General features: G+C 62.5%; 20 protein-coding genes and 1 tRNA gene. All 21 read right to left on the reverse strand.

All coding sequences use genetic code 11. The annotated features are described in order from the left end of the window. Positions 1–63: 63 nt before the first annotated feature. Positions 64–810 carry a TIGR04255 family protein gene (locus ABZF37_RS09800; RefSeq protein ID WP_372719374.1) on the reverse strand — a complete coding sequence of 249 codons (747 nt, stop codon included), beginning with the start codon at positions 808–810 and terminating at the stop codon, positions 64–66. Positions 811–1009: 199 nt separating this feature from the next. Next, positions 1010–1085 (reverse strand) — tRNA-Lys (locus ABZF37_RS09805). A gap of 19 nt (positions 1086–1104) precedes the next feature. Then, the gene (gene queC, locus ABZF37_RS09810; protein WP_372719376.1) at positions 1105–1782 is read right to left on the reverse strand and encodes a 7-cyano-7-deazaguanine synthase QueC; all 678 of its coding nucleotides are present in this window, start codon (positions 1780–1782) and stop codon (positions 1105–1107) included. After that, positions 1779–2459, reverse strand: coding sequence for a 7-carboxy-7-deazaguanine synthase QueE (queE, locus tag ABZF37_RS09815; protein ID WP_372719378.1), 681 nt, complete (start codon positions 2457–2459; stop codon positions 1779–1781). The genes queC and queE overlap by 4 nt, the downstream gene beginning before the upstream one ends. Before the next feature lie 22 nt (positions 2460–2481). Beyond that, positions 2482–3414 carry a tol-pal system protein YbgF gene (gene ybgF, locus ABZF37_RS09820; RefSeq protein ID WP_372719380.1) on the reverse strand — a complete coding sequence of 311 codons (933 nt, stop codon included), beginning with the start codon at positions 3412–3414 and terminating at the stop codon, positions 2482–2484. A gap of 6 nt (positions 3415–3420) precedes the next feature. Continuing rightward, a complete protein-coding gene (gene pal / locus ABZF37_RS09825; protein WP_372719382.1) occupies positions 3421–3954 on the reverse strand; it encodes a peptidoglycan-associated lipoprotein Pal in 534 nt (177 codons plus the stop codon). A gap of 31 nt (positions 3955–3985) precedes the next feature. After that, on the reverse strand, positions 3986–5311 hold the full coding sequence (gene tolB, locus ABZF37_RS09830) for a Tol-Pal system beta propeller repeat protein TolB (RefSeq protein WP_372719384.1): 1326 nt from the start codon (positions 5309–5311) through the stop codon (positions 3986–3988). Further along, complete coding sequence (gene tolA, locus ABZF37_RS09835) at positions 5262–6242, reverse strand: cell envelope integrity protein TolA (protein ID WP_372719386.1); 981 nt, start codon at positions 6240–6242, stop codon at positions 5262–5264. The genes tolB and tolA overlap by 50 nt, the downstream gene beginning before the upstream one ends. Positions 6243–6246: 4 nt before the next feature. After that, complete coding sequence (tolR, locus tag ABZF37_RS09840; protein ID WP_372719388.1) at positions 6247–6648, reverse strand: protein TolR; 402 nt, start codon at positions 6646–6648, stop codon at positions 6247–6249. A gap of 44 nt (positions 6649–6692) precedes the next feature. Beyond that, positions 6693–7409: a protein TolQ gene (gene tolQ, locus ABZF37_RS09845; RefSeq protein ID WP_372719391.1), complete on the reverse strand. Its 717-nt coding sequence runs from the start codon at positions 7407–7409 to the stop codon at positions 6693–6695. Between the two features lie 147 nt (positions 7410–7556). Continuing rightward, complete coding sequence (gene ruvB / locus ABZF37_RS09850; RefSeq protein ID WP_372719413.1) at positions 7557–8597, reverse strand: Holliday junction branch migration DNA helicase RuvB; 1041 nt, start codon at positions 8595–8597, stop codon at positions 7557–7559. 8 nt (positions 8598–8605) lie between these two features. After that, a complete protein-coding gene (gene ruvA, locus ABZF37_RS09855; RefSeq protein WP_372719393.1) occupies positions 8606–9196 on the reverse strand; it encodes a Holliday junction branch migration protein RuvA in 591 nt (196 codons plus the stop codon). After that, a complete protein-coding gene (gene ruvC / locus ABZF37_RS09860; RefSeq protein WP_372719395.1) occupies positions 9193–9696 on the reverse strand; it encodes a crossover junction endodeoxyribonuclease RuvC in 504 nt (167 codons plus the stop codon). Before ruvC ends, ruvA begins: the two co-directional genes overlap by 4 nt. Beyond that, positions 9693–10436, reverse strand: a complete 744-nt coding sequence (locus tag ABZF37_RS09865; protein WP_372719397.1) for a YebC/PmpR family DNA-binding transcriptional regulator — start codon at positions 10434–10436, stop codon at positions 9693–9695. The genes ruvC and ABZF37_RS09865 overlap by 4 nt, the downstream gene beginning before the upstream one ends. 20 nt (positions 10437–10456) lie before the next feature. Beyond that, positions 10457–12241 (reverse strand): aspartate--tRNA ligase, encoded by a 1785-nt coding sequence (gene aspS / locus ABZF37_RS09870; RefSeq protein ID WP_372719399.1) that lies wholly within the window; start codon positions 12239–12241, stop codon positions 10457–10459. A 119-nt stretch (positions 12242–12360) separates the two neighbouring features. Continuing rightward, positions 12361–12705, reverse strand: a complete 345-nt coding sequence (locus ABZF37_RS09875; RefSeq protein ID WP_372719401.1) for an FmdB family zinc ribbon protein — start codon at positions 12703–12705, stop codon at positions 12361–12363. 19 nt (positions 12706–12724) lie between these two features. Then, complete coding sequence (locus ABZF37_RS09880; RefSeq protein WP_372719403.1) at positions 12725–13324, reverse strand: 2-hydroxychromene-2-carboxylate isomerase; 600 nt, start codon at positions 13322–13324, stop codon at positions 12725–12727. 24 nt (positions 13325–13348) lie between these two features. Next, entirely contained in the window at positions 13349–14599 is a 1251-nt protein-coding gene (locus tag ABZF37_RS09885) for an aromatic ring-hydroxylating dioxygenase subunit alpha (protein ID WP_372719405.1), read from the reverse strand. Between the two features lie 46 nt (positions 14600–14645). Then, positions 14646–15128, reverse strand: coding sequence for an aromatic-ring-hydroxylating dioxygenase subunit beta (locus ABZF37_RS09890; protein WP_372719407.1), 483 nt, complete (start codon positions 15126–15128; stop codon positions 14646–14648). Positions 15129–15178: 50 nt separating this feature from the next. Further along, complete coding sequence (locus ABZF37_RS09895) at positions 15179–15496, reverse strand: non-heme iron oxygenase ferredoxin subunit (RefSeq protein WP_372719409.1); 318 nt, start codon at positions 15494–15496, stop codon at positions 15179–15181. A 53-nt stretch (positions 15497–15549) separates the two neighbouring features. After that, positions 15550–16587 (reverse strand): RND family transporter (locus tag ABZF37_RS09900; protein WP_372719411.1); only part of this gene is annotated, 1038 nt, incomplete at its 5' end.

The raw sequence follows: 16587 nt of genomic DNA on the forward strand, positions 1-16587 counted from the left end.
AAGAGGAACTGACGGGTCGCTCGACCAGCCGAGGAGACCACCAGACAGAGTTCTCGCCCCTATTCACTTCCGGCGCCATACATTCTCCTGAATCTCATCTGCGGTAACATCACGGAAAGAGCGGTTTAAAGAATCACGCGCCACATCGAACCAACCCCACACGTCGTCTCCAACAGGACCTTGCGCTACAAGCTCTAATATTAATACAGACGTATCGTCTGCCTTGTTGCCATGTTTTATATTAATCACAACCTTACCCATATCCCCGGGTAGCTGGAAGTGACCTGTCCACGCAATTGCCAAAGGATTGGCAAGGATTGACTCGCTATCCGCATTCCAACAGATGTGGCGGAACACTTTCGATAGATCGCCCAATGAATTCCATCCACTTCCTTGGTCAATTTGATTCACATATCTGAGCTCACAGGCAGTTGGGACTGGAACTCCGAGATTGTATTCAGATAGAAAATCGCTAAAATTGGCGTAAAGCTCTCGAAACTTATCCTTAACTTTCGGGTATCGAGGGTAATCGGCGAAGTCGGGGTCCTTCCTCCAGTTAAGAATGAACCGATTGTTTTGCATTTGAATAAGAAATGGCTCACCCAGGAGCCAGACCCGAGGCAACGGAATACCTGCAATGATCTGGAAATCCCCAAGCGGCGGAGCCTGCTCACATCGAGGGAAGCTCTCAACCAAGCGAGACCAGAACAGCCCAAAGTGAGGCGCACGAAATGCGTCCAGTGGTTGAAATTCCAAATCGTAGACAACTTCAATCAGCGGCGGCGCTTCGTAATGAAGTGACGCTGTCACTATCGTCTCCTGCAGGTGCGAATCGTTACCTCACAATATATCAACCTTAGGATGAAATTGGCCCCTTTCATGAACACGGGCTCCAGATTTCCGAGAAGGCGGTCCGCGCCACTAATTTTTGAACGACGCCCGCAACGTGACACAACAGTGACACCACTCTTCATTGTCCTAGTGTGAAACTGTAACTCATTGAAAAATATGGTGGGCCGTCAGGGAATCGAACCCTGGACACGCGGATTAAAAGTCCGCTGCTCTACCGACTGAGCTAACGGCCCGGCGGAACAAAACGCTCCCTCAGGCAAAAAAGTAAACCGTAGGATCGGGCACGCCGGCGGCGCTGAATCCCTGTGCCCGTAAATGGCAGGCGTCGCAGTGGCCACAGGCGCGGCCGAGCGGGTCGGCATTATAACAAGACACTGTCAGCCCATAATCGACGCCCAGTTCCAGCCCGCGGCGGATGATGTCGGCCTTGGCAAGGTGTAGCAACGGCGCTTCGATACGGGGGGCATGGCCTTCCACGCCCGCCCTGGTGGCGACCGCGGCCAGGGCGCGAAACGCGTCGATGTAGGCCGGCCTACAGTCTGGATAGCCAGAGTAGTCAACGGCGTTCACGCCTACAAAGATCGCCTGTGCCGCCAGCACCTCGGCATAGCCGAGTGCGATTGCCAGAAACACCGTGTTGCGCGCCGGCACGTAGGTGATGGGGATGCCGGCACTGGGCGCGGACGGCACCGCGATGCTGCTGTCGGTGAGCGCCGAGCCACCGATGGCGTCCAGATTCACCGACACCGTTCGCTGGCTCAACGCACCGCCCGCCACAGCCACCCGCGCTGCGGCGATAAGTTCCGCGCCGTGGCGCTGGCCATAGTTAATGCTCAGTGCGTGGCAGTCATAGCCATCAGCGCGAGCCATTGCGAGCACCGTCGCGGAATCGAGCCCACCGGATAGCAGGACGACGGCTGGTCGTGTCATCGCCCGGGCACCTCGCCCCACAGCAGCTTGTGCAATTGCAGCTGCAAGCGGTACGACAGGCGATCGGCCAGCATCCAGTCGGCGAGCCTGGCAGCCTCAAGCGCGCCGTGCACCGGTGACAGCAGCACCGTGGCCCGCTCGCCCAGCCGGTACCGCGCGGCCGTGGCAACCGCCCAGTCATAGTCGGCGCGATCCGCCAATACAAACTTCACCTGGTCACCGGGTTTCAAGTGTTCGACATTGGCGTAGCGATTACGGGCGCATTCGCCGGAAGCGGGTGTCTTCAGGTCCAAGACCAGCACCACCCGCCGGTCGACTTCAGCCACGTCCAGCGCGCCGCTGGTCTCCAGCGACACCTGGTAGCCGGCATCGCACAGGCCCGTCAGCAAATCGAGACACCCGGCCTGGGCCAGTGGCTCACCGCCGGTCACGGTCACGTGCGAGGCGCCGAAACCTCCGACCTGGGCCATGATCGCGGCAAGCTCCAGATACTCGCCACCGCTGAACGCGTAGGCGGTATCGCAGTAACCGCAACGCAGCGGACAGCCGGTTAAGCGCACAAACGCCGTCGGGACGCCAGCCGTCAGCCCCTCGCCCTGAATCGAGTGAAAGATTTCGGTGATCTTTAGCCGCACCGCTGGCTGAACGGCCTGCGGCGCATGGGTTCCCTGGAGCATTGCCAATCGGCCGCAGGGCGGCTCAGATGCCCTCTTCCTGCATTCGACGCAGGCGGTTTTCAGCCAGGCGCGCCGCCGGGCTGTTGGGCCAGGTGGTTTTCAGGCTGTCCAGTGTCTGACGGGCGGCAGAAAACTCGCGCCGTTCGTACTGGATGTAACCAACCTTCAGCAAGGCATCGGCCGCTTTGGGTGATTGTGGGTACTCGGCCGCGACGCGCTGGAATTCCGCCAACGCACGGTCGAACTGCCGGGTGACGTAATACGCTTCGCCAATCCAGTATTGGGCGTTATCCGACAGAGCACCGCCCGGATACTGTGAGAGTTGCGCCTGAAAGCCGGTGATGGCCTCGTCGTAACGCCCGATTCTGAGCAGGTCCGAGGCCGCCCTGTAGGCTTCCTGCTCGCCCGCGTTGACGCCGGGCGCCACAGCGACCGCCGCCGACCCCGGTTGCTGTGCCGGCGGCATGATTTCCTGCCCCTGGGTTGGAGTAGGCGCATTGATCGGGCGCTCCACCGGCGCCGCATCAGCCGCGGGCGGCGCTGGCGGTGGGGTCTCGCTGCCAGCAGCGAGCTGCGGGGAGGATGGTTGCGCAACGGGGGGGGCAGTACCTGTTTGCGGTGGCCTGGGGACAGCCGTACCGCCCGACTCCAGTGCGCTCAAACGACCGTCGAGATCCAGATAAAACTCGCGCTGCCGCTTCTGCAGTTGCTGCACCTGGTTGGCACTCTCCTCCACCATGCCGCGCAGCTGGCGCAATTCCGCCTGCATCTGCTGCAGCTGGATGACCAGCTGCGCCTGGCTTTGGCTGCCGCCACTACTCGCCGCGCCTACGGCCTGCTCCACCGCGCTCAGGCGCTGGTCGAAATCCATGGCGCGGGGCGCGGCCACCGCCCCACCAGCCATGGTCAATAACAGGGCAAAGGCGCCGCCGGTGCGGCCGGAACATAAGCGCATCCGTACTTACCGGGCCGTGTACACGATTTCCACGCGGCGATTTTGCGACCAGCAGCTTTCGTCATGGCAATCGCTGGCGGGTTTTTCCTCGCCATAACTGACGGTGGTGATCTGGGTGCCCGAGGCGCCCAAAGCCACCAGCAAGTCGCGCACCGCATTGGAACGGCGCTCGCCAAGCGCAATGTTGTATTCACGCGAGCCGCGCTCGTCGGTGTGGCCTTCCAGGGTCACCGCCGCGCTCGGGCTGCCGCGCAGGTAACCGGCATGGGCTTCGGCCAGGGAGCGGTATTCGTCGCTCACGTCGTAACGATCAACGTCGAAATAAATCCGCCGCTGAGACAGGGGGCTGCTCGGGTCATCCAAAGACCCCGCGGCAAAGCCGCTGCCCGTGCCGGCACCGCTGGTCCCTGCGCCGTTAGCGCCGCTTGCACCGGCACTTGTGGCCGAATCGGCACCAGCTCGCGTGGTCGCTTTCTTGCCGCAGCCGGTGACTGCAACGGCAGTCAGGGCAATTACGCATACATACAAAAACTTCTTCATGCGCAGAAGCTCCTCGCAAGGGTGGAAGAATCTAAGGGGCAGAACCAAATGGCGACCAGCCCGGCTCGCGCACCTTGGCCTGGGAGATACCCAGACGCTGGCGTACATTGCCGTCAACCGATACCGTGGCCAGCGCCTCGGCGCCGCCTGATTTCGTAGTATAGATGATGATCTGACCGTTCGGCGCAAAGCTCGGGGACTCGTCGAGCGGGCCGTCGGTCAATACGTCCAGGCGACGGCTGGCGATATCCTGCACGGCGATGCGGTAGCCCCGACCGGCAGCGCCATGCACCATTGCCAGCTTGCGTCCATCCGGCGACACCCTGGCACGAGTGTTGTAATTGCCCTCGAAGGTCACGCGCATTTCGGCACCACCCGTGGACGGAACGCGGTATATCTGTGGCCCGCCACTGCGGTCCGAGGTGAAGTAAATGTAGCGCCCATCGGGCGACCAGGTCGGTTCCGTATCGATGGCGTAGTGCTGGGACAACCGCCTTGGTGGGCCGCCAGCAAGATCCATGACGTAGATGTCGGGGTTGCCGTCCTTGGACAAGACCATGGCAATACGGTGGCCATCCGGGGAAAATGCCGGGGCCCCGTTCAGGCCCGGAAACGACGACACCAACTGGCGAACGCCCGTGCTCACATCCTGGCGAAAGATGGCCGCCCTGCGGTTGCTGTAGGTCGCATAGGCCACGAAGCGGCCGTCCGCAGACCAGGCCGGCGACAGGACCGGCTCCTGCGTACGCAAGACGGTGACCGGATTGTGGCCATCAGCATCGGCCACCTGCAACTCATAGTTGTTGCCAACCTGCGTCACATAAGTCACGCGGGTGCTGAAAACGCCGCGCACACCCGTGATGGCCTCGTAGATGAGATCGGCGATATGGTGGGCAAGGCGCCGCCTGTTGGCGGGCGCCACCCCGGCAAAACGGGCGCCGGTCATACGCTGGCCAGTCGCGACGTTGAACAGCTCAAACTCCACATCGGCCTTTCCATCCAGCCCCGGCAGAACGCGACCTATCGTGACGTACTGGGCCATAACCAGCTGCCAGTCCCGAAAATCCACCTGCGTGGCCTCGGTCGGTCGCGACACCATCTGATCATCCGGCACCAGACGGAACTGGCCGGAGCGGCCGAGGTCCGCCCCAATAACTGCGTGGATGGCATCCGCACCTGCGCTATCGCCGCCGTAGGGCACTACCGCAATGGGGATAGTCTGCGCCGCGCCCTGGGTGATCTCGATCCGAAGTTCTGCGCGCGCGGTGCCGGCAAGCAGTACCAGCAACAGGCCTAACAGCCCGAGCTCAACCCATTTCGGCTTTGAATACAAAAATGAAATTTCGGAAGTGTTCATTGAACAACCTAACGTCTGTGGGAACCTGTAAGGGCGATGCCGCCGTGACTGCCTCCTGCACCGAATCGATAAACACCGGGGCGTCGCCACAACTGACGACCTGCACGCTGATGACCTCGCCGCTGGGCAGCAGTTTGACCCGCACATCACATTGCAGGCCAGGCGGCCAGTTCATTGGCTTGCGCCAACGCGCCTGAACCTGGCGCTGAATCGCGGCGACATAGCCGCTGATCTGATTCGCCTGGTCGGCGCTGGCAGCCGCCTGGGCGGCCGCTGCATTGGCAACCGCTGCCTTGTCAGCCGCGGCCTTGTCGGCGGCCGCTTTTGACGCCGCGGCCCGCTCCGCCGCCGCTTTGTCGGCAGCTGCCTTGGACGCGGCTGCCTTAGCCGCGGCGGCTTTCTCGGCCGCCGCCTTGGTCGCTTGCGCGCGTTGACTGGCGGCTTCGGCATCCGCCTGACGCTTGGCTTGCGCGGCCTTCTCGGCGGCGGCGCGCGCAGCGGCGTCCGCCAGCTGCTTGGCCTGTGCTGCTTTCTGGGCCTCGGCACGCTGCTGTTTGACTTGTTCGGCGGCCCGCTGGGCAGCTGCCTCGGCCGCTTGTCGCTCTCGTGTAGCGGTTTGCGCGCGCTCTTGCTCCTGCGCGCGTTGACGCTGGAGTTCTTCGATTCGCCGCTCCTCGGCCGCCGCCTTGCTATGACGATCGCGCTGCGCCTGGGCACTGGCGCGTTCAGCTGCTTCCACTTCGGCGCGCGCCGCATCAAGAGCTGCCGGGTCGATCACTTCGGCTTCGATAGGCTGGCCGGCTGGGCGTGCCGGCTCGGGGTTCCACCATTCGATACCCACGGTCAGCAAAAGTATCAGTACCACATGCAGCAGCACCGCCCACAGTAAAGGCCGCGACAGGCCCATCTTGGAACTACGCCGCGTCACCATGGAGTCAATCAGTCACCTGGGTTATCAAACCTACCTTCTTCGCACCGGCTTGCTGCAGAAGCGCCATTGCCTCAATGACCGACTGATAGGGCACCGCCTTGTCGCCACGCACCACGACCGGCGCATCGGGATCCTTGTCCAGCGCTACCCGGGTCAGGGCCACCAGGCGCGCCGCATCCTCCGGCTTGCCGGGCTCGCTGCGATACGTCTTGAAATCGAAGTAGAACCTGCCGTCCCGGTCCACTGTCACCTGGACCGGGGTTTGTTGCTCGGCAGGAATTTCCTGGCCCTTGGTCTGCGGCAGGTCAACCTTCACGCCCTGCTCCAGCAACGGCGTTGTGATCATGAAGATGATCAGCAGCACCAGCATCACATCGATATAGGGCACGACGTTGATTTCCGCCATCACCCGGCTGCGCCGACGCCGACCTTGTGCCTGTGCCACGGCGTTTAGCGCGCCGCCGCCGCGCCGCGTTGGCCTAAACCGGCACGAAATGCGTGCGCCTGGCGTTGCAGCAGGCTCATAAACTCCTCAATAAACGCCTCATACTGGCCAGCACGATGCTCCACTTCGGCAGCGAAGCGGTTATAGGCAATCACCGCCGGAATGGCGGCAAACAGTCCCATCGCCGTCGCGACCAGGGCTTCGGAGATGGCCGGCGCCACCAGCGCAAGCGTGGGCTGGCCGGTCGAACCGAGTGCCTGAAAGGCCGCCATGATGCCCCACACGGTGCCGAACAAACCGATGTAAGGACTGATCGATCCGATCGTGGCCAGGTATGGCAGGTGCTCGTCGAGCGCCTCCATCTCGCGCGACATGCCGGCCCGCATCCCGCGCTGGGCGGAGTCGAGCGCGGCTTCTATCGGCAGATGCGACTGCTCGTACAGGTGCCGGAATTCCTTGTAGCCGCCGATGAATACCCCCTCCACGCTGCCAGGCGGGTACACGCTACTGGCCGCTACGCGGTAGAGCTCCTCCATGTCCCGGCCGGACCAGAAACGGCGCTCGAAGCCTTCGATGGCGGTCGCGACCTGAGCGAAAGCTCGCCGCTTTCGCAACATGATGGTCCAGGACAGCACCGAGGCCGCCAGCAGGATCAGCATCACCATTTTGACGACCGGGCCGGCGCCAAGAATGAGGTGGGTAATCGACAACTCGTTGGCCAAGCAAGGCTCCGCGGGAAAAATCGCCACAACACAATCGGTCCCTGGCGGGGACCCGACCCGATTGTTGGCTAAGACAGTAATCGTGACGCGGAATTCTAACAGTCGGCGGGGCTCGAGCCCGTGGCAACTTGCCGCTGGGCAGGACGGTCAGTCGTCCGGGCTGTCATCCGACGGAACCAGCGGTACCGAGGTGGGTGGCAAACCAAGGTAGAGCGTGGCAGCCTCGGTCGCAACGCGACCACGTGGTGTACGCATCAGCAGGCCCTGCTGGATCAGGAACGGCTCAATGACATCCTCAATGGTGTCGCGCGTTTCCCCAATGGCCGCGGCCAGATTGTCCACCCCGACCGGCCCGCCGCCGAATTTCTGGAGCACGGCAAGCAGCAGGCGCCGGTCGTTGCCGTCCAGACCGCGCTGATCGACATCCAGCATGGCGAGCGCCGCATCGGCCACCTCGCGCGTGACCGCGCCATCGGCACGCATCTGTGCATAGTCGCGGGCGCGTCGCAGCAGGCGATTGGCAATACGCGGCGTACCACGGGAACGACGCGCCAGTTCATGCGCGCCACCCTCATCCAGGCCGAAGCCCAGCAAACGCGCGGCGCGCTGCACGATCAGCGTCAACTCCGGTTCGTCGTAGAACTCCAGCCGCGCCACAATGCCGAAGCGGTCGCGCAGCGGTGAGGTCAGCAGCCCGGCACGGGTGGTCGCGCCAACCAGAGTGAACGGCGGCACATCAAGCTTGATCGAGCGCGCCGCCGGGCCTTCGCCGATGATGATGTCCAGTTGCCCGTCCTCCATTGCCGGGTACAACACCTCCTCAACGGTGGCGCTCAGGCGGTGTATCTCGTCTACGAACAGCACGTCGTTGGCGTCAAGATTGGTGAGAATGGCAGCCAGGTCGCCTGGCCGCTCCAGCACCGGACCCGAGGTGCTGCGCAGGCCGACACCAAGCTCGTGGGCAATGATGTGCGCCAGCGTGGTCTTGCCAAGCCCCGGCGGTCCATACAGAAGCACATGATCCATGGCTTCGCCGCGCGCGCGCGCGGCACCGATGAAGATGTCCATCTGTTCGCGGATCGCGCGCTGGCCGACGTAGTCGGCCATGCGGCTTGGCCGGATGCCACGCTCGACATGCGGTTCGTCGACGGCTATGGCCTGTGGTTGCAATATGCCGTCGCGCTCGATGGCCACGCTTAACCCCGCATCAGCCGTTTCAAGGCGGACCGGATCAGGTCTTCGCTACGCAGGCCGTCGGTAGCCAGATCGCGCAGCGCCGCTCGCGCCTCGGCCGGTTTGTAACCGAGCGCTTCGAGCGCGCTGGCGGCATCCTGAAGCGCGTCGCCGTCCCGCGACACAAAACTGGCGGACGCGGCCACTGCCAGCCGACCCAGGGGTTCGCGCAGTTCCAGGATCAGCCGCTCGGCGGTCTTGCGACCAATACCCGGAATACGCACCAGGCGCGCGACGTCGGCCTCCTGCACAATCTCGATCAGTTCCTGCACCGCGACTCCAGACAGAATCACCAGCGCCAGCTTGGCCCCAACACCACTGACTTTCAGCAGTTGCCGGAACAGTGCCCGCTCGGCCTCACTCGCGAAGCCGTACAGTAACTGTGCATCTTCCCGTACCACCAGGTGCGTGTGCAGCACTACCGATTCGCCCAGCGCCGGCAGCCGGTAGAACGTACTCATCGGCGCTTCAAGCTCGTAGCCGACACCCGCCACATCGAGCAGCAAGGCCGGCGGTGCCTTGGCCAACAGTGTGCCGCTGAGCCGACCGATCAACGTCTGCGCCTGGTAGCTGCCAGCGCCAGGCCACCCAGCAGACACTGGGCATGACACAGCGCGCCGGCCAGGGCATCGGCGGCATCGGTTCGCGGCAGACTGGCAAGGCCGAGTAAACGCGCCACCATGAACTGCACCTGGGCTTTGGCGGCCCGGCCGTTGCCGACCACGCTTTTCTTGATTTCCGCCGGCGAGTACTCGGTCACCGGCACACCGCGGAAGGCCGCTGCCACGATGGCGGCGCCACGTGCCTGACCAAGCTTTAGGGCAGAGCCGACATTGCGGTGCACGAATACCCCTTCAACCACCACCGCCGTCGGCTGAAACTCAGCCACCAGCTCGCAAACGCCCTGGAAAATGACCCCAAGCCGGACGTCGAGCGGACCATCGCCGGTGCGGATCACGCCACTGTCAAGGTAACCGGACTGCCCACGGCGCGCCTCGATCAATCCAAAGCCGGTCAACCGCGATCCAGGGTCGATGCCGAGTATGCGCGTCACGCCAGCGTGGCCAGAGCCTCGTCCGAAAACTCCGCGTTCGAGTACACCTGCTGCACGTCGTCGAGGTCTTCGAGCGCATCCAGGAGCTTGACCACCTGAAGCGTTTGCTCCATGTCGAGTTCAACTCCGGTCACTGGCCGTTCCACCAGTTCCGCCGACTGCGGCTCGACCCCCAGCCCGAGCAAGGTTTCACGCACCTCGTGCAGGCGCACGGGTGCGGTCAGCAGTTCGATGCCGCCTTCCTGCACCAGCACGTCGTCCGCACCAGCCTCAAGCGCCAGCTCGAACGCCCGGTCTTCGGTCATTTCAAGCGGCAAAACGATCGCCCCGTGCGACTCGAACAGATACGCCACGGAGCCATCGGTACCCAGATTGCCACCGTTTTTTGAAAACAGGTGCCGCACTTCGCCGACCGTTCGATTACGGTTGTCAGTGAGGCAGTCGAGCATGATGGCGACCCCGCCCGGGCCGTAGCCTTCGTAGCGCACCGCCTCATAGTTATCGCCGTCGCCACCACCGCTGCCGCGCTTGGTGGCGCGCTCAATGGTATCGCGCGTCATGTTCCCCACCAGCGCCTTGTCGATGGCGGTGCGCAGGCGCGGGTTGGTGGCAGGGTCGCCACCGCCCGAGCGGGCGGCGACGGTAATCTCGCGAATCAGTTTCGTGAACAGCTTGCCACGCTTGGCGTCCTGCGCCCGCTTGCGGTGCTGAATGTTAGCCCACTTGGAATGACCGGCCATGGCGGTTATCGCTATATCGATCAGGCGCTTGCGGGCTTCTTGGTAACGCTGCGCAGACCAAGTTCCCGCAGCTGGGTATCTTCGACCGCCGACGGCGCGTCCGTCAACGGGCAATGCGCACGCTGCGTCTTGGGAAAGGCGATCACCTCGCGGATGGAACTTGCGCCAGCCATCAGCATCACCAGGCGATCGATGCCAAACGCCATGCCACCGTGGGGCGGCGCGCCGTAGCCCAGCGCCTCCAGCAGAAAGCCGAACTTAGCCTGCGCCTCGTCCTCGCCAATCCCCAGTAGCCCGAACACCGCCTGCTGCATTTCCGGGCGATGGATGCGGATGGAACCACCGCCAATTTCCGATCCGTTAAGAACCATGTCGTAAGCCCGTGACAGGCAGTTGCCCGGATCGGCCAGCATGGCCTCGGTATCGGCGACCTGGGGCGCCGTGAACGGATGATGAAGCGCCTGCCAGCGGCCGGCGTCGGAATCGCGCTCGAACATCGGGAAATCCACCACCCACAGCGGCTTCCATCCGCCGTCGAGCAGGCCAAGGTCATCCGCCAGCCTGCTGCGCAAATGACTGAGGTAGCCGTTGACCACGTTCGCCTTATCGGCCCCAAAGAACACCACGTCGCCAACGCCCGCGCCCACTCGTTCCAACATTGCGGCGACCGTCTGGGGGCGCAGAAACTTGACGATCGGCGACTGCCACTCGACGCCGCCGTCCGTGCCCTCGGCCAAACGGATATACGCCAAGCCCCGGGCACCGAACTGCTTGACGAACTCGACGTAGTTGTCGAGCTCGCGCCGGCTCAGGCTCGCACCGCCACCGGGCACGCACAATGCTGCCACGCGACCTTCGGGGTCGTTGGCGGGACCCGCGAAAACCTTGAAATCGGTATCGCGCAGCAGGTCCGACATCTCGACCAGTTCCAGCGGGTTACGCAGGTCGGGCCGATCGATGCCGTAGCGCGACATGCACTCGGCATGACTCATGCGCGGCAGCGGGTCGGGAAGCTGTACGCCCAGCACGTCTGCGAACAGGCCGCGGATCATGGTCTCCATGATGGCCATGAACGCGTTCTCGTCCAGGAACGAGGCCTCGATATCCAGCTGCGTGAACTCCGGCTGGCGATCGGCGCGCAGATCCTCGTCGCGAAAGCAGCGGGCGATCTGGAAATAACGGTCCAGACCACCCATCATCAGGATCTGCTTGAACAACTGCGGCGACTGCGGCAACGCGAAAAAACTGCCCTGGTGCACGCGACTTGGCACCAGGTAATCGCGCGCACCCTCGGGCGTGGCGCGAGTGAGGATGGGCGTTTCGACGTCCAGAAAACCTTTGTCTTCCAGAAAGCGGCGCAGCCAGCCACTGACCCGTGCCCGCAGCCGCAGACGCTCCAGCATGACCGGTCGACGCAGATCGAGATAGCGGTAGCGCAGGCGCTTGTCTTCGTGAACGTCGTCCTCGTCGATCTGAAACGGCGGCGTCTGGGCGACGTTCAGCACTTCGATGTGAGTTGCCAGCACCTCGATCTGGCCACTGCGCAAACCGGCGTTTTCCGTGCCCTCCGGCCGTCGGCGCACCCGCCCGACGACCTGCAGAACATACTCTGACCGGATCTGCTCGGCGATGCGAAACGCCGTTTCCGTGTCCGGGTCGATCACCACCTGCAGCAGGCCTTCGCGGTCGCGAAGGTCGATAAAGATAACCCCGCCGTGGTCGCGTCGACGATGCACCCAGCCACATAAAGTAACCGTCTGATCCAGGGCCGAGCTATCGACCAGCCCACAGTAAACACTTCGCACTAACGGCTCCGGCAGTTCATTCGGGGTGGCGCAAGGGTCAAGGCCCGGTCAGGAAACAAAAAAGCGCCAGGCGCAGCGGAGACTGGCCCCCGCTCGCCCGGCGCCGGACGCGCCGAATCTCAGCTGGCGGCAACCGGGCTGGCTGGGGGCTTAGGAGCAGTGGCACCAGAAGCAGTGCCGCTGCCTGCCGGTGCGGCGGCGTCCGAGCTTTTGCCGTCGCCGCTGCTGGCATCACTACTGCTCGCCGCTGGCGAGTCCGGGCTGGCGCCAGAATCCTTCCGCCCGCCACGAAAATCGGTCACATACCAGCCACTGCCCTTCAACTGAAAGCCCGCCGCGGAGACTTTTTTCTCGAACGCTTCGGCGCCACACGCCGGACACTGGGTCAGGACGGGTTCACTTACTTTCTGCAGCATCTCGCGCTGCACGCCGCAGGCGCGGCAGGAGTATTCGTAAATCGGCATGGAAGTTCTCGTGCATCCCTCAGGCTGCGTGGGCCTTGAGGTATTCCTCAACAAACATCAGTCGATCGTTGCCCCACCAGATCTGGTCGTCCAGCATCATTATCGGCACACCGTACACCCCGCGGGCATGCGCCGCGACTCGCGACGCCTCGTAAGCCTTCTCGCCCGCCCGCGACGACACGAAGACCATAAACTCGTCAGCATCCAGACCGGCCGTTTTGGCGAGCCCACGCAGCACGCCTTCGTCGTCGGGATCGACACCTTCCCCCCACACCAGCCGGTAGGCCTCGTCTACATATTGGCGAGCCCTGTCTTTTTCAATGGCGTAGAAAGTGCCGATATTCATACGCCAGGCGTTAAGACCCTTCGGAAATTTGAACGGCACACCGTAGTGATCGGCCCACCGGTTCAGGTCCTGCATAAGGGCGCGGATCTTGGCCGGCACCTGTCGATTGGAAGGGCCGTAGTTACCTGCCGCCAGCTTGGCGGTCGGGATGTCGATAGGGTGGTAGTTCAACTGACAACCGTACTTGGCCACCAGATCGGGCAACTTGAGGTTGCACAGATACGTGAATGGACTGGTGAAATCGATATAAAAATCCAGCATTTTTCCAGGCATAACTCACAAATCCCAGTGTATGGCCTAGGCAGCCCAACCCATTATTTCGCGGTAGTACTCCCAGAACCCGATGATGCTGCCCTCGGTCACCAGGTGCTGCGCGTCCTTGGCCTGCTCGCCGCCCATTGCGATGTAGGAACTCTTGTCCTGATCGCGAATAATGGAACGGTGGACGATTTCAACCGCTTCGCCATCTTCCATGGACACCAAACCGGCCGGACCGATCAGGTTACCCTGCTTGTTACGAATAAGGTCCATGTCGGCATCGTCGTCGGCATAGCCGAACTGGGTCCATACCAACTCGAACTTGTCCACGCCGCGCGGGATGATCTGGCGCACCGCCAGGGTGTTGGAAATCTGCTGCACCACCAGGTTCGGAAACACCGCCAGGATCACCAGCGTGACACCGTCGTCAAACTCCTGCCGACCGGCCAGCAAGGACGGGTCGGACAGAACGAAATCGGCGTTATAGGTCCGCGTGTCCTGATAATCCTCAAGCTTGCCGTCGTCGGTGCCGCGCATGGCGGTCAGCATGGAGTGACGATGCTTCGCATCCATTACGCTGACGCCCTTCTGGCTGGACCGATACAGGCCGAAGGTGCAGTGGAACAGGTGCAGCAGGCTGGCGTGGTAGGGATCGCGCGTGTTCTCCGCGTACAGCTTCCAGTTGCCGGCCACGAACTGGCGCTGATCGCCCAGCACCTTGATTGGCCGGCTCATGATGCGCTCAATCGCCTGCCGCGGCATCGGCCCCAGGTAGTCCTCAAGCGGCTCCACTGACTCGGAGAAGGTGGCAAATACCAGGCCGGCAAGCGCCTGGACACGCAGCTTCTGCAGACCATGCTGCTTCATGTCGAAGTCGGCGGGCATGCCCCCTTGGCCGTTCAGGCCACGCCGAAACGGTACGCCAATCAGGTTGCCTTTGAGGTCGTAGGCCCACTGGTGGTAGACGCACAGGTGATTTTGCACATTGCCGCGCAGCTCGCGGCAAATGGCCGCCCCACGGTGCGCACAGCGGTTGACGTAGGCGTGCAGCGAGCCGTCCTCGGCGCGGCTGATGACTACCGGTGAGTCGCCGACAAAGGTGGTCTTGTAGTCGCCGCTGTTTGGAATCTCCGCCTCAAGCGCAACAAAGGACCAGCTTTCGCCCCGGAAAAGGCGCTGCTGTTCCAGCTCGTACACGGCCGGGTCGGTAAACACACCGAAGGGCACACGGCTGCCGCCAGCTGCCGGCCAGGCCAGGTGACCAAGTGCGGGGTCGCGGATGGCATTCATGGGGGAACCTCCGATCAGCAGCGGGCAATCGCCCGGGCGCGTGTCTTTAAAGCGGCGTAACCAACAGGTTGGGAATACGGTAAGTGTCGAACACCACGACCCTGCGGGCAAATCGCAAGCCATCGGCGGTCGACACAATACGGTCCAGATACTTGCCGGCGCTGAACACTTTGGTGTCGCCTTCGACCAGCGTCTGCAGCACCAGATAGTTGCTGTGGACGACAATCGCGCCGTCCTGCACGCCTTTCACGTCGACGTTGCTCAGGATGTGCCGGTAGTAATGTCGGGCGTAGATATTGGCGTGGCGTAGCGCTACCACCCGGTCGGCCAACATGCCACGGCTATCGCAGTACATGGCCGCGGTCGGCAGCCCGCGGTCGGCATTCTCGCGCGATACCACCTGATACAGGCAGTCTTCGACAAAAAAATCGGGCCATTCTTCGAGCCGATCATCGTCTATGCACTCGACGTATTGACTCAACAGCTTGTTGACGTGGTAGTGCAGTTCCACCGGCGTCAGCGCGGCCATGTCCAGCGTTACCAAACCCAAAATACTCCCTGGCTAAACGTCACAGCTGCTCAGGCAGCCGGTTCGATACACACAAAACCATCGACCAGCGATACCGGGTAGGTCTGAATCGGCACCACACACGGGAACGCCGTTGGCTCGCCAGTGCGGATGCTGAAGCGTCCGCCGTGGAACGGGCACTCCACTTCGTCGCCCTCGACGTAGCCGTCTGTCAGCCAGGCCATGCCGTGGGTGCACATATTGTTGCTCACGAAGTACTCCCCCTCCAGGTTGTACACCGCCAGCGCCGGCATGCCATCGGCATCCACCTGAAAGGACTGTCCGGGCGCTACGTCTTCTGCCTTGCAAAGCTTGATCAAATCGGCCATGTCTTCCCCATCACTAAATGCGGCGATGCGCGCAAGCGCCCACACGCCTTACCTTATGCCGTTACGGCGGGGTGTCCGGGCGTTGTGGCACCGTCACCGAATACGAATCTTGGTCTGAACACATAAATCATGGCCGGAATCAGCAACAGCGACGTGATGGCCGACACAGTCAACCACAACGCCATCAATAGCCCCATCTCGGCCTGGAACTTCAACGACGAGGCGTACCACACCAGCACGCTCGCGATCATCGTGCCGCCGGTGATCAGCACGCCGCGCCCTGCCGTCAGCAAGGAGCCGCGGATAGACGCCACCACGTCGCCGGTTTCCCTGAACCGTTCCTTCACTCCATCAACAATGTAGAACGCATAGTCTACGCCCAAGCCAATTCCGAGCGCCGCCACCGGTAGCGTATTGATGTTCATGCCGATCCCCTTCCAGGCCATGAAGGCAAAGGTAATCGTGTTCGACATGACCACCAGCGGCATATAGAACAGCCCCGCTATGGTGGAACGGTAGGCAATCGCGGACAACACAAAAAGTGTCAACAACGCCAGGGCGATGCTCTCCACCTGGCGCGCGAATACTTCCTCGTTAACCGCAGCCAGCACCCCGACCAGGCCACCGGCCAACCGGTAGTGGGAGTCGCCCGGCAAGGGGTTGTTTTCGACGTATTCCTCGATCCGCGACATAGCAGTACGAATGGTGTCGCCCTTATGGTCGCGGAAGAACATGGTCACCGAGCCATCCTTGAAGTCGGTGTCCATGAACCGATCCATATCCCCTGGATCGGTACCAGTCAGGTACATGAACAGCAGTTCGCCGTTGATGTCGGCGGTGTGGCCCAAGTCCTCGAAGCGGCGATTGCCCTCGTGCAAATTGGCGTTGATCGGTCCGATCAAATCCACCATCGACACCGTCCCACCGATCTGGGGCTGAGTTTCCAGGTAGCGCTGAAAGTTATCGACGTTGATCAACAATTCGGGATCCTTGAGGGCGTTCGGCTCATCCCCCTCGATCACCACGAACATCTGGTCACTGCCCTGGAAGGTGTCGTTGATCGCTTTCGCATCCACGTTGTAGGGATGGTC

Source organism: Immundisolibacter sp. (assembly GCF_041601295.1).
Lineage (GTDB): Bacteria > Pseudomonadota > Gammaproteobacteria > Immundisolibacterales > Immundisolibacteraceae > Immundisolibacter.